Source organism: Eximiradius sp., from assembly GCA_937127445.1.
In the GTDB taxonomy this organism is placed as follows: domain Bacteria; phylum Bacteroidota; class Ignavibacteria; order Kapaibacteriales; family UBA2268; genus JAKIZO01.
In genome coordinates, this window is record CAKZLY010000014.1 from 252,136 (window position 1) to 275,642 (window position 23,507).

Annotated in this window: 17 protein-coding genes; 9 read left to right on the forward strand and 8 right to left on the reverse strand. The window is 38.3% G+C overall.

Going from position 1 to position 23,507, the window contains the following annotated elements; translation table 11 throughout:
* Nucleotides 1-4 precede the first annotated feature (4 nt).
* Nucleotides 5-3,118, forward strand: coding sequence for an efflux RND transporter permease subunit (locus AC6QZF_RS03875; protein ID WP_499798554.1), 3,114 nt, complete (start codon nt 5-7; stop codon nt 3,116-3,118).
* Nucleotides 3,119-3,199: 81 nt separating this feature from the next.
* On the opposite strand, the gene AC6QZF_RS03880 is transcribed toward AC6QZF_RS03875, so the two are convergent.
* The 3 genes from AC6QZF_RS03880 to AC6QZF_RS03890 are packed head-to-tail and all read right to left on the reverse strand — an operon-like array spanning nt 3,200 to nt 6,662.
* Entirely contained in the window at nt 3,200-3,862 is a 663-nt protein-coding gene (locus AC6QZF_RS03880) for a response regulator transcription factor (protein ID WP_499798555.1), read from the reverse strand.
* A complete protein-coding gene (locus AC6QZF_RS03885; RefSeq protein WP_499798556.1) occupies nt 3,859-5,805 on the reverse strand; it encodes an NAD(+) synthase in 1,947 nt (648 codons plus the stop codon). Before AC6QZF_RS03885 ends, AC6QZF_RS03880 begins: the two co-directional genes overlap by 4 nt.
* Before the next feature lie 47 nt (nt 5,806-5,852).
* Nucleotides 5,853-6,662 (reverse strand): class I SAM-dependent methyltransferase, encoded by an 810-nt coding sequence (locus tag AC6QZF_RS03890; RefSeq protein WP_499798557.1) that lies wholly within the window; start codon nt 6,660-6,662, stop codon nt 5,853-5,855.
* 81 nt (nt 6,663-6,743) lie between these two features.
* On the opposite strand from AC6QZF_RS03890, the gene AC6QZF_RS03895 reads away from it, so the two are divergent.
* From AC6QZF_RS03895 to waaF, 5 genes are read left to right on the forward strand one after another with little or no spacing between them, the layout of a single operon-like run.
* Nucleotides 6,744-7,907 (forward strand): glycosyltransferase, encoded by a 1,164-nt coding sequence (locus tag AC6QZF_RS03895; protein ID WP_499798558.1) that lies wholly within the window; start codon nt 6,744-6,746, stop codon nt 7,905-7,907.
* Between the two features lie 25 nt (nt 7,908-7,932).
* Nucleotides 7,933-8,475: a TRM11 family SAM-dependent methyltransferase gene (locus tag AC6QZF_RS03900; RefSeq protein ID WP_499798559.1), complete on the forward strand. Its 543-nt coding sequence runs from the start codon at nt 7,933-7,935 to the stop codon at nt 8,473-8,475.
* A 6-nt stretch (nt 8,476-8,481) separates the two neighbouring features.
* Complete coding sequence (locus AC6QZF_RS03905; protein WP_499798560.1) at nt 8,482-9,222, forward strand: glycosyltransferase family 2 protein; 741 nt, start codon at nt 8,482-8,484, stop codon at nt 9,220-9,222.
* Nucleotides 9,219-10,295, forward strand: coding sequence for a glycosyltransferase (locus tag AC6QZF_RS03910; protein ID WP_499798561.1), 1,077 nt, complete (start codon nt 9,219-9,221; stop codon nt 10,293-10,295). The genes AC6QZF_RS03905 and AC6QZF_RS03910 overlap by 4 nt, the downstream gene beginning before the upstream one ends.
* A 1-nt stretch (nt 10,296) precedes the next feature.
* Complete coding sequence (gene waaF / locus AC6QZF_RS03915) at nt 10,297-11,322, forward strand: lipopolysaccharide heptosyltransferase II (RefSeq protein WP_499798562.1); 1,026 nt, start codon at nt 10,297-10,299, stop codon at nt 11,320-11,322.
* On the opposite strand, the gene AC6QZF_RS03920 is transcribed toward waaF, so the two are convergent.
* Nucleotides 11,281-15,627: an acyl-CoA dehydratase activase gene (locus AC6QZF_RS03920; protein ID WP_499798563.1), complete on the reverse strand. Its 4,347-nt coding sequence runs from the start codon at nt 15,625-15,627 to the stop codon at nt 11,281-11,283. The two genes, waaF and AC6QZF_RS03920, sit on opposite strands and share 42 nt — an antisense overlap.
* A 188-nt stretch (nt 15,628-15,815) precedes the next feature.
* On the opposite strand from AC6QZF_RS03920, the gene AC6QZF_RS03925 reads away from it, so the two are divergent.
* The 3 genes from AC6QZF_RS03925 to AC6QZF_RS03935 are packed head-to-tail and all read left to right on the forward strand — an operon-like array spanning nt 15,816 to nt 20,360.
* On the forward strand, nt 15,816-17,771 hold the full coding sequence (locus AC6QZF_RS03925; protein ID WP_499798564.1) for a hypothetical protein: 1,956 nt from the start codon (nt 15,816-15,818) through the stop codon (nt 17,769-17,771).
* Nucleotides 17,771-18,295 (forward strand): chemotaxis protein CheW, encoded by a 525-nt coding sequence (locus AC6QZF_RS03930; RefSeq protein WP_499798565.1) that lies wholly within the window; start codon nt 17,771-17,773, stop codon nt 18,293-18,295. Before AC6QZF_RS03925 ends, AC6QZF_RS03930 begins: the two co-directional genes overlap by 1 nt.
* Nucleotides 18,282-20,360, forward strand: a complete 2,079-nt coding sequence (locus AC6QZF_RS03935) for a chemotaxis protein CheW (protein WP_499798566.1) — start codon at nt 18,282-18,284, stop codon at nt 20,358-20,360. The genes AC6QZF_RS03930 and AC6QZF_RS03935 overlap by 14 nt, the downstream gene beginning before the upstream one ends.
* Here AC6QZF_RS03935 and AC6QZF_RS03940 read toward each other — a convergent pair.
* The 4 genes from AC6QZF_RS03940 to AC6QZF_RS03955 are packed head-to-tail and all read right to left on the reverse strand — an operon-like array spanning nt 20,337 to nt 23,458.
* The gene (locus AC6QZF_RS03940) at nt 20,337-20,921 is read right to left on the reverse strand and encodes a class II aldolase/adducin family protein (RefSeq protein ID WP_499798567.1); all 585 of its coding nucleotides are present in this window, start codon (nt 20,919-20,921) and stop codon (nt 20,337-20,339) included. The two genes, AC6QZF_RS03935 and AC6QZF_RS03940, sit on opposite strands and share 24 nt — an antisense overlap.
* The gene (locus AC6QZF_RS03945) at nt 20,918-21,151 is read right to left on the reverse strand and encodes an AtpZ/AtpI family protein (RefSeq protein ID WP_499798568.1); all 234 of its coding nucleotides are present in this window, start codon (nt 21,149-21,151) and stop codon (nt 20,918-20,920) included. Before AC6QZF_RS03945 ends, AC6QZF_RS03940 begins: the two co-directional genes overlap by 4 nt.
* A complete protein-coding gene (locus AC6QZF_RS03950) occupies nt 21,141-22,469 on the reverse strand; it encodes a sugar-binding protein (protein ID WP_499798569.1) in 1,329 nt (442 codons plus the stop codon). The genes AC6QZF_RS03945 and AC6QZF_RS03950 overlap by 11 nt, the downstream gene beginning before the upstream one ends.
* Complete coding sequence (locus AC6QZF_RS03955) at nt 22,466-23,458, reverse strand: adenosine kinase (protein ID WP_499798570.1); 993 nt, start codon at nt 23,456-23,458, stop codon at nt 22,466-22,468. Before AC6QZF_RS03955 ends, AC6QZF_RS03950 begins: the two co-directional genes overlap by 4 nt.
* Between the last annotated feature and the right edge of the window lie 49 nt (nt 23,459-23,507).

Below are 23,507 nucleotides of genomic sequence, written 5' to 3' on the forward strand. Positions count from 1 at the left end.
AAATATGAAAATTGCTCATATATCTGTCAATCGCCCAATAATGATGAGTATGCTTATCATCGTATTCGTATTATTTGGTGGATTGGCATATTTCAGCCTTACTCTCAACCAGATGCCTGATGTTGAAATCCCGTATGTAACCATTTCAACAGTTTATCCAGGTGCCGGTCCAAAAGAAATTGAAACTCAGATAACCAAAAAAATCGAAGACGCTGTTTCGACAGTTTCTAAAATTAAAGTAATTGATTCCTACTCGCTCGAAGGCGTTTCCATTTCTATTATTCAATTTGAGCTCGATAAAGATATCGATATTGCTAACCAGGAAGTAAAAGATAAAGTTGATGCTATTGTGAGCCAGCTCCCAGATGATGCTGAATTGCCTATTATCCAAAAAGTGGACTTGCAGGCTTTCCCTGTAGTTAATGTGATTCTTTCGGGAGAACAAACCGACCCTCGCGACCTGTATTTCTACGCCGATAGAGTGCTTCGCGACCGCTTCTCTCAAATCGAAGGTGTTGCTAATGTTACCATCACTGGCGGGCAAGAACGTGAAATTCAAGTAAAACTCGACAACCGTACCGTATACGAAAACAATATCTCACTTCCGCAACTTATTCAAATTTTAAAAGCTCATAATATTGATGTTCCTGCTGGATACTTTAAACTACAAGGACAGGAATACACAGTTCGTATGCAAGGACAATATTCGTCGCCAGAACAAATTAAAAAATTACAAATTCCTACAATCGGTGGATTGAAAAAAATTGGGCAAATCGCCGAAGTCTTCGACGAAGGAAAAGATGTCCGCGAACGCGCTGTATTCTTTGATAATAAATTGAAAGACAGACTTGATAATGTGATTAATATTGGTATAGTTAAGTCACCAGATGGTAATGTCGTAAATGTTGCTGATGCGATACGCAAATCTTTGCCACAAATAGAAAAAACTTTGCCGAAAGGCATGAAATTAGATATCGCATTGGACCGCTCTACATTTATCAAAAGTTCTGTCAGCGATGCTCTTTCTAACATTTATATGGGCGTTATTCTAACAGGATTAGTGCTACTATTCTTCCTGCACGATATTAGAACAACCTTTATCGTTGCTCTGGCGATGCCAATTTCCATTGTTTCTACTTTCTTTTTGATGCAAGTATCAGGGTTTTCGTTAAATACCATGACTCTTATGGGATTGTCTGTCTCTGTTGGTGTGCTTGTTTCTAACTCAATTGTGGTAATTGAAAACATTTTCCGACACAAAGAAGAACTCGGCTCGGATAACAAAGAAGCTGCCGCCAAGGGAACGGATGAAGTTGTTGTCGCTGTTCTGGCTGCTACAATGACAAACCTTGTTGTGTTCCTACCGATTGCCCAAATGACTTCTATGGTTGGGCTATTCTTCCGTGAATTTGCTCTCACTGTAACATATGCAACATTGTTCTCTCTACTTGTTTCGTTTACTGTTACTCCGATGCTTGCTTCTATTTTGCTCCCAAAACAAATTAAAGTTGGAAAGATCGGTGCAGCTATAGAAAAATACTGGTCGAAAGTGGAGCAATTCTATAAGCGTACTCTTGCGTGGGTCCTTAGCCGAAAACTTTATGCTTCGTTTGTTGCTTTCGGTTCATTTGGATTGCTAATTCTAAGCTTTATAGTTCTGGGCCCTTCTATTGGTTTCGAAAACTTCCCTCGTATTGATGATTCACAAATTAGAATTGATGTGGAATTGCCCGATGGATATAATATTGATGAAACATCTATTGTTATGGCAGAAATTGAACGCCGTATTAGCCAATACCCAGACGTTACTAAAATCATTACAAGCTTAGGCAAACAAACCGAACTGGATAAGAACACAAACCTTGCATCGATGGATGTAACTGTAACCGATGCAAACAAACGCGAAACTACTCTTCAAGAATACATAACTGAATTTACAAACTTGCTTTCTGATATCCCAAACGCAAAAATTAAAGTTGACTTTGCTGAAAATGTCGGTGGTCCCGGCGCTCCAATCGAATTCTACTTAATGGGAAATGATGCATTGGTGCTCGAACGATTAAAAACAAAAGTTATTAATGAAATATCAGATGTTCCCGGGCTTATTAATTTCGATAATTCATCTCGTTCTGGCAAACCGGAAATTACAATTTATCCATATCGTGAAAAAATAGAAGAAGCTGGTATTACTGTTATGGATGTTGCGATGACTCTTCGCGCTTCGATGGAAGGTCTCGTTGCTACAACATATAGGGAAAAAGGCGAAGAATACGATATTAAAGTAAAACTTTTCGACGATGCTTACAACACACCAGAGAAAGTCGGTAATATTCCGATTGCAACACCAAACGGTCCATACCGCTTGTCGCAATTAGGTGAAGTTCGCTTTACTAAAGGTTTTGCAAAGATTTTGCACAGAGATAAACTCACAACCATTAAATTTACCGGTTCTCCCGCAGCTGGTGTCCCATTAGGTCAGGTTACCGACGAAATTGAAAAGCGTCTCGCTAAAATTGAGATGCCTGCCGGATACTATTACAAATGGGGTGGTAGTGCCGAGATGATGAATGAAACTGTTGCAGAAATGTTGCGCGCGTTTTTAATTGCAATTGTGCTTACTTATATGTTGCTTGCTGCACTGCTCGAAGATTTAGTCCAACCGCTTATCATTATGAGCACTTTGCCTTTATCATTTATTGGTGTGCTGGGCATCCTGTTTATTACTGGTGCAACTATGAATACAATTTCTATGATGGCAATAATAATGCTTGTGGGGATTGTGGTCAACAACGCAATTCTCATTCTTGATTACTCTAACCAATTAGTTCGCAAAGGAATGAGCCATAGAGACGCTCTAATTGAGGCTGCTCCAACAAAACTAAAACCGCAAATTATGGCTTCTGCTGCTATTATTTTGGGTATGCTTCCGATGGCTTTGGGTATCGGGGATTTCGGCAAAGAATTGCGTATGCCACTCGGTATTGTTTCCTTAGGTGGATTGCTCGTCTCGACTGTTCTTACAATTTATGTTATTCCTTCTGCCGATTATTTAAATAACGCATTTGGTAAAGCAGTATTCGGCAAAATTAAACGAATTTTCAAAAGGAAAACAGCATAAAATCAGATAAAAAATAATTAATCAGGCTGCCTTTTCGTCAAAGTGCAGCCTGATTTTATTAGATAGCGAAAAAATGTAAGTTTATACATTCGCGATTTTATTTTTTATTGCATAGCGAACCAAACTCGCTGTATTCGAGCATTGAAGCTTTTGCATTAAATTATAACGATGCGATTCCACAGTACGAACGCTTAAAAACAGTATTTCAGCTATTTCTGCATTAGTTTTTCCTTCGGCAATAAGATTTAGCACTTCCTGCTCCCTTTTGGTAATAGATATTGGTTTGGCATTCTCCTGTGATTTGCGCAGATTATGTTGCATCATATTCAATATTGATTTGCTGAACACTCTTTCGCCTAAAACAACTTTTTTTATCGCATCTATTAAATCAGCTGATGCTATATCTTTTGATAGATAACCATCGGCACCTGCATCAATTGCCTGCTCGATATGTAATGCGTCCTCAAACGCTGTAAGCATAACAACCATTGTACCGGGCGACATCTTTTTTATCAAAGGCAATGCTTCGATGCCTGTCATTACCGGCATAAGTATGTCAAGCAGCAACACATGTGGCTTATGGTAGCTTACAAGCTCAACCGCTTCCTCGCCATTGTGTGCTTCATCAATTATCTTAAAAGATTTTTCAATGTTCAGCAAACGCTTAAGCCCTGCACGCACTATTTCGTGATCGTCCGCTATTACTATCAATAATGGATTATTTATATCGAAAAAATCAATCATATTTCGGACCTATCTATTTCTGATATCCATATTTCCATAACTGCATCACTCGGCATCCTCCAATCCCCTCGAGGCGATAGAGCAACTGTTCCAACTTTTACTCCATCGGGTATGCACGAACGCTTATATTGATTTACGAAAAATCGTGTAATGAATTTTTTCATACTTTCTTTTATTTCGTGATTTTTAAATTTATCACCAAACGCTACTTTCGCCATCATCATAATCTTTGTCGGCGAATAACCAAATCGGGCAAAATAGTAAAGGAAGAAATCGTGTAGCAAATATGGACCAATTATTTTTTCCGTCTGCTGAACAAGCTCGTCCTCGCTTACAGGCAAAAGTTCCGGTGAAATCGGTGTCTTCATAATGCTACCGAGGATTAGCGACGCTTCTCCTTCGAACATATTGTCCTTTGCCCAGTCAATCAAATACATTACAAGTGTTTTCGGAACACCCGAATTTACATTATACATTGACATATGGTCGCCGTTGTATGTGCTCCATCCCAATGCTGCTTCCGATAAATCGCCCGTTCCAACAACAATACCATTCAACTTATTTGCTAAATCCATCAATATCAATGTTCTTACCCGTGCTTGTGCGTTCTCGAATACAATATCAACCTGATTCTCATTGTGCGAAATATCTTCAAAATGCGACCTAACTGTGTTTGTTATGTCAATTTCACGAAAACTAACTCCAAGCGCCTCAGATAACTTTTGTGCATTTATCTTTGTTCGGCTCGATGTCCCAAAGCAAGGCATAGAAACCGCCAAAATACCTTTTTTGTTTAAGCTGAGTCTTTCAAAAGTTTTAGCACAAACAATCAAAGCAAGAGTTGAATCAAGTCCACCAGAAACACCCAGAACAACATTCTGAATCCCAATATGTTTCAAGCGTTTTGATAATGCTGTGATTTGTATGTTCAGGATTTCCTCGCATACTTCTTTTTTCTGCTGATACGAACGGGGAACAAACGGTAGCTTAGGAATATGGCGCAAAAGTTTAGTTGTCGATACTGTTCCAAACTGAAAACTAATTGTTTTAAATTGCTTTTGAGTACGTCCCGTAGCAAAAGAACTATTCTTCAAGCGTTCGGAATTAAGTTTTTCAATATCAACATCAGAGATGATCATTTGCGTGTTGAACGAAAACCTGCGACTTTCTTCCAGAACTCTGCCATTTTCTGCTATAATGCAATGCCCAGACATAATAAAATCAGTCGAGCTTTCCCCCGGCCCAGCCGAAGAATAAAGATAAGCAGCATGGCAGCGTGCCGATTGCGATACTACCAGATTTCTTCTGTATTCTGCTTTGCCTAAATACTCGCTGCTCGCGGATAAATTAAGCAGTACATTTGCTCCACCAAGCGCTAAATCAGAACTTGGTGGCACTACGGACCACAAATCTTCGCATATTTCTATTCCTATTCGAAGCAATGGAAAATCCCTTGCTTCGAATATTAAATCCGCACCAAATGGAATTTCGTTGCCATTTAACTCTAATGTGTTGCAGTGTCTATCCTCATCACCCGAGAACCATCGCTCTTCGTAATATTCGTCGTAATTCGGAATAAATGTTTTAGGAACAACTCCCAAAATTTGACCATTTGAAATGAAAACGGCACAATTAAACATTTTCCCAAGCGAACGCAAAGGTGCTCCTATCACAATTGTAACTGCTTGCTGCTGAGTAAATTTCTGCAATTCCAGCAACCCTTGCTCTACTGCACGATTTAAATTATCTTGAAAGAACAAATCGCCACAAGAATAGCCCGTTATCGACATTTCAGGGAACAGATAAAAATTGCACTTGTTTTCGAGCCCCGTTTCTACTACTTCCTTGATTTTTTCTACATTGAATGGCACATCGGCAATTCTCACCTCAGGCGAGACAACCGCAAAGCGTGCTATATTATATTTGTTCAAATTTATCAGCATATTTTCCCCTTCATTTATCGATTATTACGGCAAAATTTATACCAAATCTATTTTTTCAAAACATACATACATTCAAGCGACAGGAAGTCTCCAAAAAACGGGATTTTCCCAATTGCTCCAATTTTTAGTGACGGCAGTCCGAACTTTTTTTGGAATACTGGACGCAATAAATAATAATCCTCTTTTGCAATTGTTAAGCCCGCCGAATAAACACATTCTTTGAATTTTTTTGAGGAAAGCCTAATTTCCCGCAATCTAAGCGTTTCCTCTTGGTCAATTTGCCTACCAGAACTTATCATTTTTTTGAAGATAAAATCAGGAAATAAATGAATATAAGGCAATTTTGTTATAAAATTGCCAGCAAGCGTGTGTTGATGACCACCATAGGGCGAGCGATACGGCGGAAATGTAACGTAGAGAAATCCACCTTCACGCAATAATTCTCGAATTCTTACAATTGCAAGCTCGGTTTCTGATAAATGCTCTATTACATCTCGCAATATTACTATATCGAAGTAATTTTGCCATTTTGAAGGTATTTCATCATAAAGAATATTATGGGAAGTAAATTCCACATTCAGTTGCGCAGCAGCGGACACTTTTCGTCCGCTTTCCAATCTATTTTTAGCTATATCAGTGCCTAACCCATATTCAGCGCCGGCTCTAACAAATGAATGAAGCACACCACCCTCGGCAGAACCTATTTCAGCAATTTTCTTGCCCTTTATTTCGCAGATGTTTTTCTGAAAATATGGCACAATTATATCCCTGCCTAATTCATATTGATAACGCCAATAATAAAAATCTGCCTTCCCAAGACCGCTTCGTTCCGCTTGTGTGATAATTTCATCTACCATTATTTTTAATCGGATATTTTTAATAAATTAGTTAAATTTAAATATCAAAAAACGAAATTTCTAATAAATAATTGCTTTTATATGAAAATAGCATATCTTTCGACATTCTATCCTTTTCGTGGTGGTATTGCTCAGTTCAATGCTGCACTTTTCCGTGCATTTGAAAAATTTGCTGAAGTCAAAGCCTATACGTTTTCGAGGCAGTACCCATCGCTTCTATTCCCCGGACAAACGCAATTTGTGTCTCCTACCGATAAAGTCGATAAACTTATTGCTGAACGAATACTCGACACAATTAATCCGATGAGCTATCTACGCTCAGCTCAAAAAATACGCCGCTACGACCCAGATTTACTGCTTACAAAATATTGGATGCCGTTTTTTGCTCCCTCGCTTGCCACTGTTTGCAAGTATTTGCCCGAAAAAATTACTAGAATTTCTATTCTGGATAACGTCAAGCCACACGAAAAACGCCCCGGCGATATTAAATTGACTAACTTTTTTCTCAAACATAACGATGCTTTTGTCGTTATGAGCGATACTGTGAAAAACGACCTATTAGAATTCAAGCCAGACGCAAAATATATCGAACATATTCACCCGCTTTACAACCATTTCGGTGAAAAAATCCCGAAAAAAATTGCTCAAGACAAACTCTTCTTGCCTTTCGATAAAAAAATATTGCTTTTCTTTGGCTTTATTCGTGATTATAAAGGTCTCGATTTGCTTATCGAAGCATTGAAATATTTACCCGAAGATTATTATTTACTAATTGCTGGCGAACCCTACGGCAACTTCGATAAATACGACAGACTTATCAAACAGCACGGAGTTGAAAACAAAATCACAAAACACGTTCGCTACATCTCTGATAGTGAAGTCCCGCTTTGCTTCTCGGCTGCTGACGTGTGCGTCCTTCCGTATCGCTCGGCTACACAGAGCGGAATTGTTGCTATCGCTTACCATTTCGATTTGCCCGTAGTTGCTACGAATGTCGGGAGTTTGCGCGAAGCTGTCGAACCACACAACACCGGCTATCTTGTTGCAAAACCTGATGCTTTGCTTTTGGCTGATGCAATCAAAATTGTCTTCGAGCAAAACTTGCTCGAAAAATATCAAAAAAATATTCAGACTTATAAGTCTATTGCTTCCTGGGATAGCCTTGCCCGAAAAATTGCAGACTTGCACTACGAAATTGTTCAGCAAAAAGCCGATGCAAATAAAAATAAAATTAAGTTGATGTAGTTTCTTTATCTTAAATGGATATTCGATGACAAATAAAATAAGCAATATCAATTCTACCGCGATTATGAAAAACACTGATTTAGTTCTTCTTGATAATGTTCAATTTATCTATGAACTATCACTTGCTGAATTGGAATTATCTTCGCTTGGAATTGAATATAAAACCACAAACGGATTAAGAGAATTCGAAATTTTAAATAAATCCAATGATAAAATCGAACTTGTTAGAACAAAAAGTTCATATTTTAAAACAGTCGAAAACTTCTACACTGACTATTATCATATAATTGCAAAAAATACCACTTCTTCAATTAATCAGTACCTTACTCATTGGATTTATCCTTACAAAGGGAAACTTCACCCGCAAATGATTAGGGCTCTGATAAACAGTATTGAGCTTAGAGAAGGTGATACATTGTTCGAACCTTTTTCTGGAAGTGGAACTACTGCCCTCGAAGCTCAACTGCTAGGAGTAAATTTGATTGGCATTGATATTTCGCCGCTTTGTGTGATACAAGGGAAGGTAAAAACTCAATCTATTTTTGCTTTTAATGATAAAGAAAATTGAAGAACTATGCTTAATCTCTCTGCTGTTATAATTGCCAAAAACGAAGAAAATAATGTTTCTCGGTGCTTGCGTTCGCTTGACTTCGCCGATGAAATAATTCTGCTCGATACAGGTTCTACAGACCACACCTGCGAAATTGCACGTTCGCTTGGTGCGAAGGTTTTTCTGCTTGAAAAATGGGAAGGCTTCGGTCGGGCCAAACGTTATGCCACCGAACTTGCCTCGAACGACTGGATTTTTTCTATCGATGCTGATGAAGTAGTAAGCGACGAACTCAAACAGCACATCCAGCAAATAATGCAAAACCCTGAGTTCTTTCTCTACCGAATTAAGCGTAAGTCTTTCTATTTGGACAAAATGATTAACTACTGCGGCTGGCAACGCGACTTTCCAAAGCGTCTTTTCAATCGCAAGCACGCTAATTTTAACGATAAGCCGCTTCACGAAAGTGTTGTCGGGAATGTTCCCATCGGCACAATCAAGGAACCAATCTATCATTATACTTACCCAACAATAAAATCCCATTTGCGGAAAATCGACTTCTATACAGATATTGCCGCAGAGCAACATACAGGGAAAAAATATAGCATTTGTAAACCATTCCTCAGCTTTATTGCTAAATTTTGTAAAATGTATCTGCTCGACCGCGGCTTCCTCGATGGACGCAACGGGCTTATCTTGTCGTTCATTTCTGCTTTTGGTGTTGCTCTCAAATATTTGAAAATCATCGAAAAGCAAAGCAAATGACACCTCGCGTGTTACATATAGACACCGGTCGCACCTGGCGCGGAGGGCAGCAGCAAGCACTTTACCTCTACCAATCAATGCTTGATCAGGGGTTTGCGACAAATATCTGTGTCCCGTCTGCTTCTGCCTTTTCCGAAAAATTGAAAAATTTGAACCTGCCGCATTTCGAGCTCCCATTGCGAAGTGAATTTGATATTCCCTCAGCCTATAAAATTGCAAAAATCGCAAAGGAGTTTGGTTACAACATATTTCATTGCCACTGTTCGCATAGTCTTAGTATTGCGGTCATATCAACTCTATTTAATTCTAACGTGAAAATTGTCGTTTCACGTCGTGTTGATTTTCCAGTGAAACTCACTTTTTTCAATCGATGGAAATATCTTAACAAACGTGTTACTAAAATTGTCTGCATTTCTGATGCAATTTGTAATGTCTTGCTCGATTGTGGTTTCCCCAAAAATCGCCTAACTACTATCCGAAGCGGTATTGATTTAAGTAAGTTTAAGAATTCAGATGGCTTACCCATTCGCAATAAGTTCCCAAACAAAATAATTGTTGGTACAATTGCCGCATTTGCCGGGCATAAAAATTATCCTTTACTGCTCGATGTTGCCTTTTTACTTAAAGACAAACCTATTGCCTTTGTTGCCGTGGGCGATGGCTTGCTTTTAGAGCAAATGAAAAAAATTGCAGCAGAACGTTCCCTCGAAAATTTCCACTTCGAAGGATATCGTACAAACATTGGCAATTATCTCAAAGCATTCGATATTTTTGCACTTGTTTCAAAAAAAGAAGGGCTGGGCACTTCTTTACTCGATGCAATGTCGGTAGGGTTGCCAATTATTGCGACCGCTGTCGGTGGAATTCCAGAAGCTGTTCGAAACAACGAAAATGGTTTTCTGGTGCAACCCGATAATCCCGTTGAACTTGCTGAATATCTCCGGCTGCTCGCAGACAATGCCGACTTGCGCCACCGCTTTGGTAAGCGTTCGCTCGAAATCGTAAAAGATTTTGACATTAATAAAACTGTTAAAGCAAATATTAATCTGTATTACGAAATACTAAACGAATAATATGAAAATCTTGGTTATTCAAACTGCCTTCATCGGCGACCTTATTATGACTACGCCAATTTTCCGTGCTTTGCGCGAAGTTTTTCCGAAAGCACAAATTGATGTACTTGTAATTCCACAATCCTCAATTATTCTTAAATATAATCCGTATATTGATAAAATTTACACTTTTGATAAAAAGAGCGGTGTTGTTCGAAAAATTTTTAGCTTCTTTCACATTATTCAAAGATTCCGCAAAGAAAAATACGACATCGGAATTTCGGTACAAAGTTCATATACAAGTGCTTTTATTCTTTTATTTGCTGGAATAGGTCGCCGTATAGGTTACAGAAGACTACTTTTTGCATCAGATAAAGTGCTTCTTCCCAAAGGCTTGCACAATCGCTTGAGAGTATTAAAATTGCTCGAACCGCTGAGCAAAAAATCTTTTTCTGATAGTACCGAAATTTTTCTCTCCGAAGCGGAAGTGTTAAAAGCGAAAGAAATTATTGACAAATACAGCAATCCCAACAATATTAAAATTGCAATTGCTCCCGGCTCCGTCTGGGAAACAAAAAAATGGCCCTGGGAATATTATGCTGAACTTGCAAAATTGCTTCTTTCAGATAATATTGATGTATTTCTTATAGGAAGTAAGCAAGAAAATGAACTTTGCGAAAAAATCATTTCCCATTCTCAAAACCCAAATACATTTAATTTGGCTGGGAAATTAAATTTACTCGAATCCACTGCATTGATTAGCGAGATGGACTTACTTGTTTGCAACGATAGCAGTCCGTTGCATATTGCTAACGCAGTTGGAACGGACGTTTTCGCTTTCTTTGGTCCCACTGTTCAGCGATTTGGTTGCTTTCCATACCGCCCGAACGATAAAATGCTTGAAGTGACTCTCGATTGCCGTCCTTGCAGCAAGCATGGCGGCCACCGCTGCCCGCTCGGTCATCACAACTGTATGGAATTAATCAAGCCCGAGTATGTTCATCAACTAATCATTGAAAAATTTGCTAACTCGCTGTCGAAAACTTAAATTTTGAACTCCATTTGTACGGCTCTCACGTGCTTGGGCAACCCTTTCAGCGGCAAGTGCGAATGTTTCGAGTCGTGCCTCGATTATTTGTGAATACACGTTCCCGTCTGTTTCAATTGTCAAAAACGGTATTCTCTCAATTCCATCGAAAATGCTTGCAAACGAAATATCCTGATTGCATTGCATTTTCGCCCGCAATTTCCCATCAATGTTCATCTCAGGTAGCCCTACTGCTTCTGTAAATCGTGTAGGCATACAGGTAAATGGTCCGAAATTGATAATTCCGCAATATTTTTCAAGTCCGTCTTTGAGAGATATGCCCAGAGTTAGACCAGGTTCACCTTTGAATTCGTATGGCAGCAAGTGCCTGCTATGCTTCAAAATCGGTTCAATTTCTATACGATGAAACTTATAGTATCCACTTTTTTCGAGCGTCTTTTTGATTCTTCTTTCGGCGTCGCGCATGAAGAAATTACGAATTTGCCGCTCGAACTTCTTCCGAAGCGATTTTTCGCTTTCGAGCAAGTCTATTTGCAGCAAATAATCTACATAGAAAATCCATTCCGAAATATGAGCCGGAAGCAAAACAAATCCACGTTTCGCAAAATACTCGTTCAACCACTTATGGGCAAAATGGTCGCGTCTGACGTAAATTTCTCCAACAAATGCAATATAGCGCGATTTTTCTATTGGTATTCTTGCGGGAATTTTGTGCTTCAAAGCATACGCAAACTTTTCCAGATGATTGTATATCTGCTCGGGGGCACTTTCGTAATCTTGAATTAATTTATCATACTCTTTATGGAAAATCTCTATTCCTTCGTCTGGGTTTTCAGCGTTAGCCAGAATAGCATTGCGAATATCTTCGATAACATCTGCAGCCAGAATTGCTTGAATGCCACGCAGAGCAAAATTTTCACCAAGCCCAGCAAAACCGTCCTCGTTCATTAGCACCATTTGTGCTATATTCTCTATACCACGTCGTTCAAGCAACTGACGTATATATACCGGATACTGTCCAAGTCGACAATTCCCAGCTCCTTGAACAGTGAAATATGCTATATTCCCCTGTCCATCCCAGTGATTTTCGATATAATCTACAAGCAAGCCTACCATAATAATAAGCGGCAGACATTCCTTGCCAGTGCAATTTGCCCGCCCGAGCTTCAATACTTCAGGTGTTGGTACATCCAATGCTTTTGCCCGAAAGCCTAATGTTCTCAATGCAGCAGCAAAAAATTTAGCCGAAAGCTCACCCATCGAGGGAATAAGTATTTCAACGCTTGGATCGTTCAGTGGCACAACTTGCCCCGAAGATGTAACAAAACGAGCAACAGGCTCGGCAAATTCAATTCGTGCTAAATTTATTGATTTTGAGTGAGAACTTTTATTTATTCGAAGATAGTTATTGATAATATCGATTGAAGCATCAATTCGTGTGTTTATCCCTGCATCGGCAGAATGACTATCGAGTTCGAGCGTTAGCGATGGTTTGTCCTTCATAATATCCCGAAACGAACTAATAATCATCGAGTCAGGTCCACACGAGAAATTTGTTATATAAGTTGCAAATAGTTGTTTATGTTTTTTGATAAATTTGCCAACACGCAAAATTCTTTTGCCTGCTTCCCAGAACATATCATCGTCGATTGTTTCCGCCGAACAATCGAATAAATCGAACGGCAAAACGTAAATTCCTCGCGACGCATACTTCTGCGGTATGCCCTTATTTGCAAAATCAGGAAATGAATTGTAGTGCCGACCTACAAGCACAACACCAAATTTATCAGGTGATTGCTCTATTTCTTTGAGCGCTTGCCTACCAAGCTCGTATGCTTCTTGCTGGCAGCGGTGTTGCATCTCAATTGCAAATTCAAGTGCCGAACGAATTTTTTCTTTGTCTGTTATGCCAATTTTTGCTGCAATATTGCAAAATTTATCTAATTCCCGCTCGAAACCATTCGCAAAATTGAGGTTTTCAGTTAAAATCGGAATATTCTGCAATCTATCCTTGAACGCCTGCCGCAAAAAGAACGCCTCACCGCTTACAAATACGCAAGTACAATTGAAATCAAGCCTCTGCAGTTCTCTGTCGCCTGCGTTTATCTCGAAAACAGCTGGAAGAAATACGTAATTGGGGTTTTGATTTAGTAATTCTTCCATCAAACCAAGCGAAAGTTGCGCCGGAAAGCAAAACGATGAGATTTCTCGCTCGAAACCTCTTTTGTCTGGCTTTTCTGGGATTATAACCCGAAAGCCTAATTGAGTAAAAAAGTTATAAAACAGTGGATAAAGCGAGTGCGTCAAAAACGAATTGTTAATTCCAATGGTTTTCGCATCTGGTAGCAAATCGCTTTCTGGTGCATACTTTTTAAAGAACAAATGATTTCGTAATGAAACATAGTCGAATTTTCGAATGTTTGCATCGCGTTTAAGATTGATTGAATAATACTTATCACAAGCGCCACCAAAAGGATAAGTGCGGTTCTCAATTTGTATTAAGTTTATTGTGCATTTTAGGTCGCATTTTTCTTTGCCACCACGGCAGATGAATGGCTTTTTGTAGAATACTTCGCGATTTATGAGAACATCGAGATCGAATTTTTTCTCTTTGTATATTCCAAGATTTATTTTGTTCAACACATCGAGTGCCACACCAAGTGCCCCCATCAGTCCAGGTTCTGGCGGAACAATAATCTCTTTGCCTGTAATGGCAGCCATTGCAATTGGCACAGCACGGTTGTAGCAAACCCCACCTTGCATAAATATCTTGTTCCCCATCGGACGGTTACCTTTTACACGATTTGCGTAATTCATGCAAACAGAATAAACAAGCCCTGCTACAATATTTTCACGCGATATTCCCTCTTGCTGTGCAGTTTTTATATCTGAACCGATGAAAGCAGCGCATTGGTCACTGAAATTAGGCGGATTATCCGCATTCATTGCCAATTGTTCAATCTCTCGGAGTGCTACTTTTAGGCTTTCGCTTGCTGCTTCTTCCAGAAACGACCCAGTTCCTGCCGAGCAGGCTTCATTCATTGCGTAATCGGCTGGAACTCGATTGACTATGTAAGTATATTTTGCGTCCTGACCGCCAATTTCAAAAATTGTATCGACACCCTCGTCGAAATGCACAGCCGCTGTCGAATGTGCGGTAATTTCGTTTATGACAGCTTCGGTTTCGGCGTGAAGTGCGGCAATGTGGCGTCCCGAACCGGTTGTGCCAATGCCAATGATTTGTATGCTACCGGGCAATTGCGTTCGAAGGTCGCGATAGCAATTCTTAGATGCTTCGATAGGATTGCCGTATGTGTATAGATAAGATTTAGCAAGTATTTCCTTTGTTTCAGCACTTAGTGCTACCGCTTTTGTAGTTGTCGAACCCACGTCCAGTCCAATGATGCAGCGTTCGCCTTCATTTGCCCGACGTATGCTGATTTTCTCGAACTTGACTTTGTCCGCATACTTCGCAATCGGTGGCAAAAACGCAAATGAACTTTCTTTGCTTTTGAAAATTTGCTCGTAATCAGCAATTGGCTCGACTTTGTTTTCGTAGGCGTATATTGCCGCACCAAATGCCTCGAAAACATCCGAAAAATCAGAAACTTCTGCATCTGGATACTTCTCTTGCAAAAATTTCATCACAGCACTATTGCGAGTTACGCCACCAAGCAACAATACCCGCTCTATTTCATGTTTTTCGAGCAGTTCCTGAGCTTTTTCGGCAATCATTTGCGAAAGTCCTGATGCAACTTCCGCCTTTGGCACACCTTTGTTGAGTGCGTGAGTGCAATCAGACTTGCAGAAAACAGAGCAGCGTCCAGAAACACGAAAAGGTTGGGCATCTTGGGTTATTTCGTTTATCTCTTCGAGCGAAAGGTGCATTCGCTTTATTTGTTGCAGAAAAAATTCGCCTGTTCCTGAAGCACACTGGTTTTTTGTGATAATACCAGAGATTTTCCCATAATTGTCGAGAGTATAAACAAGGAAAGTTTCACTACCGAGCGAAGCAATCGCATCGAATTCTCCAGTCCCGTAAAGATAGTTATATGCAATTTCTGTTGCTTCCGGTTCTGATATATTGGTTGCATTGATAATCGAACGAAACTTCCTGCCAGTGAATGTAATAGGTGTTTTGTGAAGATTATATTTCTTATATAAGTGCTTGATTACTTCCTGTGGCTTTCCGTTATGAGGTTGCACTTCCCAATTATGAATGGCAAGCCCTTCCAAATTTGTTTGGCGGAGAATTGCTAATTTAACGCTCGAAGCACCTATACAAATTCCTGCTGCTAATTGCATCTAACACCATTTTTATATTCCTCTTTTACAAAATTAAAAATAAATCATTATAATTTACATTTAATTATTTCTAAATTATTCAAAATATGCGCTGTTGTAAGTTGTTAGAATACAGCGACTTACCTGTTGTGAATTTTTGGCAAGAAATTTGATAAATCAATTGTTGATAAATACGGAGCGAAATTAAATTGAATTTCGACGAAAAAAAATACTTTTTGCGAACGCTTCTTAAAGCAAATTTTGGGAGCATCACCCTCTTCGGAATTATTGTTGCAATTGGGATTTATGCTCTTTCGAGCAGTTTGCCAACCGAGCAAAGTCCCGAGCAGAAGAAAGTTTCGCAACAAATTAGTAAAACAACAGACTTGCTTTGCAAATACATAGAACAAAATGTTTCTGTTAATTTCGAAAGAGCTGCTTATGCTATTGACGAAAATTTGAAATTTGGTCCTGGCTGGCGACTCCTTCCTGATGTCCCATTTGAAAAAATGTATTACGAAAGCATACCTTCTCTATACTTCGGTAATATTAATTTAAGCAGGAACGAAAGAAATAAAATACATCCTTTTCTGCAATTCTTGAAATCAGTTTCAGGCAGCGATATTCTCTTATTCCAGAGAATTAGCGAAAGCGGCGACATGTTTCTCATTAATCACACCTTCTACTATCTTCCTGATAATTTTAAACTTAATTTGATTAGCCCCGGGAAAAATCAATCGGTTGCATTACTAATCGAAAAAATATTCAAAGGTCAAAGTTTCACCATTTTGCAAAACATTAACGATAACATTTATTCTGTCACCTTTCGCCGACTAATCAACCGACAGGGCAAAATTATCGGAATGATGGGTATTCTCAGCAAACTTTCGGGCATAATCGATTTCAACATATCAAAGCTAAATTATAATATCGCTTATTATGATGCCTTCTCTAAAAATGTTCTTCTTTCGGTCGGGGCAATGCCTCGCAAAAGCACTTTAGCCTGGGCTGATAGCTTGCACCTGAACAACATAGATTCCCAGAATTGCGACTATGATTGGGGTCGTTCAACTATTTATTCAAGTAAATTGAACTTGTTAGTATTGATTGATTTCCCACAGCAACCCAAAATTATGTCTTCGGGTTTGCGAGTAAATGGACTGAAATTGGTTCTTGCTGTTGCTATCCTTGTTGCGGTGTTGCTTGTCTTCTATTCTGTGCGCGTTTCAGACAATTTTGCCAAAAAATTGAACGAAAAAGAACAGAACTTTCTGAAATTACTTAACTACGTTGCCGAAGGTAAAAGCCGTGAATTTGAAAATGAAGTTATCGAAAAATCATTCAAAGGTGAAATTGCAAAGGATGAATTAATTAAATCATTAAATAAAATAAATAAAACTATTTACGATTTGCAACAAGATAAATTTGATTTGCAAGATTTCATTGAAATTAAAATTAATCGTTTGATCGCCGTAATCGATAAAATTGGGCAACTGAAGGAAAATGCTGAACTTGCCTTCGAAAACTTAATTGAGAAAACTACCGGCTTGACTGTCAAAATTACCCAACTTGCAACCACTGCACAGGAACTTTCACGATGGGAAACACCCACGGAAATTTCTTCCAAATTCAACAACAATTCGGCAAAAGAAAAAATTAAGCAAAAAGCAATTATCATTCGCACCAAAGCAAAACTTTTAACAGATAAACTTGATAAAATCTTTGCAGAACTGAACGCTCTGAAAAAAATATCAGACCATACATACCTTATCGCAGTAAATTCTTCCATCTTTGCCGAAAGGGTAAGTTCAAGCAAAATGGAATTATTGTCTACCGAAATCAAAAAAATATCCGAAAATCTTCTCAACACACAAGACCAGCTCTATTACCTTGCTACCGAAGCACGAAATGCAATTTATGCTTGTAGCAACGACCTGGAAACTATTGAAATAGTTTTGGAAAACACTCCAACCCAATCTGATATCGCCAAAATGCTGCTTGAGTACTCAAAATTCAACGAACGCCTTGCTTCTATTTCAACTAAATTTAATTATGTGGTCGACGAATTTCGCAACATCCTGAAAAATACGGAAACAGCAAAAAGCAACCTTTCAAAACTCGGTGGAATTATTGAAGATTTGATTGATATTTCAGAGAAAATATAATGGCGGTCCGTAAGATTAAATATTATAAAAGAAAATTTTCAGATAATGACTTTTTCAAGTCTGACTCGTCTTCAAATAAGAATTTCGAACAATCTCATTTAAGTAGTATAAATAGAAAACTTATTTTATTGCCTTTCAAAATTGGCAATATTAACTTTGTTGCTAATAGTAAGTTTGTTGAAATAGTAATTCCAAATCGAGAGAAATACACAAATAAAGATTTTCCTAAATGGATTTCAGGACTTATTGCCTACGAAGGATCTATCTTACCGATAGTTGATTTACAGCAACTGGGTAATTTCCAGAACAACAGCGAGAATTTCTGTACAATAATTTTCAACGACGGTGATTTTCGATTTGGGATAGAAGTGGACTTTGTTCGTTTTCCGTTTGCTCTCAATACGTCCTCAAAAATTGACGGTTCATTGCACGGCAGCCTTAAAATTCAGCAAAGAGATTACTATTTTCTAAATATCGAAATGATATTTGAATTAATTAGAGAACTCGAATTTGAGCAATATTGAGCAAAATATTGAATATCTTAAGGAAACTTGCCGCCGTCATTGCGATATAATCGAGACTTGCTTGCTCGATTACGAAAAATATCGAATTTCGGAACTATTGGCAAACACTGCCAATTCTATTAATCAAATCAGGCTTTCCGCAAAGAAATTGTCGGTTAATAATGCTGTTCTTATTGCTGATGTGATGCTTAAAGTAATTTCACTCGCAAAAGAAAAACGATTAGATTTGTTCCCGAACGATATTGATGTGATATTACGTGCAAATGATTTCTACTATTCAATTATACAATTTTCCGCTTACGAAATTCTTGAATTGCTTAATTCGGAATTCGCAATTATCAATGAAATTACTGCTGATTTGCAATCAATTGCAGCACCACATAGAATAAAAAAAGTTCAACCAACAAAAACAAAACCCGAAACAGCTACCGACGAACTTCAAAGCAAAGGTATTTTGCTCGAAAAATTTAAGTACGCGATCGCCCGTTCTGTTAGCACTATCGAGCAAGTTTTGGAACAATCTGAAAATCAAAAAGAAGCAATAGATGTTGTTCCAATTTCACAGGCTTTGAACACTATCAAAGGTGCTGCAATAAGTGCGGGCGTATCGAAAGCCTTCGACCTTGCTGACGCTATGGGTGATTTTATTCGCTTCCTTGCCGAACACAATGTCCCGATTAATCCATATCAGATGGATTTATTATTGAACTGCAATCGATTGTTCAAGGGAATTGCCGCAACAAGTGCCATAGCAATCATAGACAAAATCAAGGATTATAGCGATTATATAGACACTTATTCTGATTTTCTGCGCTCCTTCCTTACCGAACAGGAACAATTGAAACCAACACCTTCTGCTAAATTAGCAAGCGACGAAATTATTCCGTTCTTAAGCTCGGATAGTGATGTTTTTTCCGATAATAAACTCTATTATTTTGGTTACAAGTCGTCTCAGCTCAATGATTATTCCAAATATAATCGTTTGCTCGATGCTACTATCAATATAATTTCAAACCTTGCTCCAATTGCTAATTCTATTAACAACCTCAAATCTTTGAAATCGCTCATTCGACAAATCCAGCTCGATAATAATAATATCTTGTATAATATTACAAATACAGAGGCTCTTACCGAAATTGCAACGAACAATGCGAAAAAACTTGATGAAATTATTTCACAACTGGATTCTCATTCTACTACAGCAGACGAGTATCTACAAAATATAAAAAGTCGAATTAATACAATCTATAATGGTCTTTATAATTTTCGTTCAGTTGCTTTTGGCGACTTAGTTCGTGGATATAATGAACTTGCAAATGACTTAGCAAACTATGCAAACAAAAAAGTTAGCCTCAAAATTTCAGGCAGATTTGTCCGAATCGGTTCAGAATTGTACACTTTGCTCGAAATCCTTCTCCCGCAATTGCTCCGCGATATAATCATACACAATATCGAGCCACCTAATTTGCGAAATGAAAAGCCCGAAATAGCTGAAATATCACTTTCTGCTCGTACTTTGAGCGGAAAACTTATTATTGAGATTATTGATGATGGCAAAGGTGAAAATGCTTCATCTATTGCTTTGCGTTCCGAAGGCTTATTCAATTTGATAAACAATAACAACGGTCGTGTTGATATTAACTCTGAACCCAATTCCGGCACAAAACTTACTATTTCATTCAATATGAATTATGTATTGCTGAAATCTCTTGTTTTCGAGGTTGCAAGCAATCTCTATGCAGTGCCACTGCTTAATTGCGAAGCTCTTATAGATGAAAAAACTTTTTGCAAGCAGTTCCACGACGCCAAATCAATTGATATGCGAGAAGTTTTAAATATTGAAGCCGAATACATTAGCAAAAATAAACCCGTTCTTTTGGTGAACGACTTTAATATCAATATTGCTCTGATTTTCGACAAATTCGTCGGTGAGGCAGAACTTGTCCCCGCTCCCACGAATAAACTACTCAGTGTAACCCAGTTTGTTGCAGCCTCGTCAGTTTACAACAACAAGCCTGTAATGATAATCGATGTGCAGAAGTTACTTAATATGTTCATGAATTAAAGTAATAATCGACTTTAACCCATCTGAATAAGCAATTACTCCATCTTTGTGCCCACTTAATGCAAAAATACCTGCGTTACCAGTAATTCCAGAAACGTATTCTTTCGCTTCTAACGCTATTTCTACGGTCCCATATTCTGATAAACCGTTAGTCTTAGCTCCATTAATGATTAATTTATTCCAAATTTCATTATTATGCAAGTGAGAAACAAACTTTGTATTTGGTTTCGCTTCATAAATTGCAATGTGGGTAATAGTTTCCGACGATGGAGGACGCAATCCGCTATAAACTAATGTATTTTTCAAAATATCGTAATCGTGAATTATTGAGTAATCGCTACAATTGAGAATTGCATTGCCACCAGTCTGCGAGCCGGTAACTATGATCTTATTATCCCACTTCTTGCTAACGTTACCATAGCCAGTCCCATCTGGTAGCATTCCAATTAAGTTGTTTATCTTTAAATCATTTCGCAAAACTTGCAAATCAACAATTTGTATTGCTTCGGGATATTCATTCCCAATGCAAATTGTATTGTATTTGATATATCCTTCGATCATTTTTTCTTTATAGCCTTGAAAAAATAATAAAATGCTGCAAATACTCCAATCGCTGCGAATAATAAAATAAAAAGTGGGGAGGAGTTGTTTTTGCTATCTATCCACCATCCAAGCAAAGTAAATAATACAACGGGAAGAGCCATCTGCATACCTAAATTCATAAACGGCGCCATCTCTCTCATCGAGCGGAAAAGCGCATCCTTTACTTTTACTTTATTTTTAGAAACCATATTCTACAAGCGTTTTGAGAATGTCCTCTAAATATATGTTTTTCGATGAGCCATACCACATATCGTCAGGTACAAGAACTAACGCTCCGTATGTAGCAGGATTTTGCGGGTCGAATACTGAACTATTCTTGCGTGTGTATTCTTCTGGACGAAATTCATTATCGTAATCATGTACTGAAACTGTGCAACCAAATTCGATTAGTTTGCCAGTAGCAACTGGATTGCCCTGTATTCCAAAAAATGCAAATGGCACTTTGAAACGCACCAAATACATCGTATCTTGAATATCCGAAATTGCCATTATATCGTGAGCAGCAATTTTCTGATAAGGTTCTAATTCGTCTGTTGTGCTTACCTTTACCGACGCAGTTCTATCTAAAAAGTTGCCTGGATATATTTTGATATTAAATATTCCACTTTCTATGCTTTCTTTGAACGTTAATTTATTACCTTTTATATTAGCAAATCGATTGCTCCCATTTGTATTTACGTCAAACCAAACTTCCACATAATCGCAAATGCAGGTGTCGCAATTTTGCGGCACAATCCTGTCATCTTTCACTTTTACCGTCATATATAAATAAGTTTCGTCCCAAACAGAACTTATTGAAAAAGACAAATCTTCATTTCCTCCCCACCAGAAAGCACCTTTCGGAACGAAATTTATATTATCAATATACACTTCTGAACTATAACCTTTGAATATCTGGCGACCTCTTCTATATGACGGGATAGTGGTATATTCAGCAATAAAGCGGATTTTGTCTGAATTTGTTACGATGAATTTATCTGTATTCTGCAAATTCTGATAATTTTTATGAGATTCGTAAGTATATTCATCAATTCTTTCTGTTATAAATTCATCCAGCATTATCAAAGCACCATTATCAAAGCGGTAACCGCGTATTAACCAATTGAACTGCTTGTGCTTTTGAGTAACATAGCAAGCATTATCTCTGATTACAACTCCAATTTCAAGCGGCAACTCAACAAATTCATAAGCAAATTGACCCGCTTTAACAAAATATCCATCAATATCAACAAACAAATAAACTTGCATAATTCGCCCACGCTGCCCGGCAATTCTCACCGAAAATGCCGCATCTGGAACACCATCGCCCGAAAAATCTCCTACATCCCATCCCCAAATTGTATAATCACTTCCCTGTGGGAATTCCCTCTGCAAATCCTGGATCATTTCTTTGTTGAAATAATTTTCCAATCGTCTGGATAATTCAGGGAAACGTATTCCGCTCTGAGAATATGCAAATTCACAAACAACAACTAAAAACAATACGACACTAACGAATTTTCTCATTTTACTTTCAATAAAATTTCATCACGAAGTTCTTTTAAATCGCCCGAAATTCTGGCGCCCATTTGCGAAACAACCCGTGCACCGACAGCCGAAGCTATGTGTCCAGCAATCACTGGGCTGCCCGTTGTGATAATCCCATACATAAAACCACCTGCAAAGCAATCACCTGCTCCTGTTGTATCAACCGACTTTGCAGGATAGGACGGAATCCTGTAAATATTGCCCTCCCATTTAACTATCGAGCCGTTTCCACCAAGAGTTACAACAACGTTTGGACACTCGCGGCTTAATGCTTCGATAGCATCTTCTACACTTTGCTTGCCTGTGTAGCAAAGCGCTTCGTTTTCGTTGCAAAAAACGAGGTCGGATTGATTTACTACTTTTTGCAAATTCTTGCGAAAACTTTCTATAATAAACACATCCGAAAATGTTAGTGAAACCTTTGTCCCGTGCTTCTTCGCTAATTCAACTGAATAAAATAGCGCTTCGGTGCTGCTTTGTGCTGTAAACTTATATCCTTCGGCATAAATCCATTGTGAACGCAATATTATTGTTTCGTCAATGTTGTGTTTGCCGAAAAAAGCAGTTGCACCAAGCGAAGTATGCATAGTGCGTTCGCTATCTGGTGTAATAAATACAAAGCATATCCCCGTTGGGTAGTTGTCAAGCATCTCGGCTTTTAATTCTATGCCTAAATTTAAGAACTCATTTGCATAAAATTCCCCGAATTCATCTTTTCCCAATACAGTTGAATAAGCAGCTTTGCCGCCAAGCTGCGAAAAACAAATAATCGTATTTGCTGCTGCTCCGCCGCTGCATCTATTGAACTTGCGATGCGAATATTTCTCGAGCAATACTCGTTGCTCCTCACTTTCGACAAGTCGCATTTCACCTTTCTTCAAGCCTAATTCAGCAAGATCGGCTTCCTCGACCTCATATTGAATATCAACAAGCCCGTTGCCTAATCCAAATAGCTGAATATCTTTCATAGTAAATCCAAACGTTACATATAATTAAACAAAAATAAAGATTTTTTAA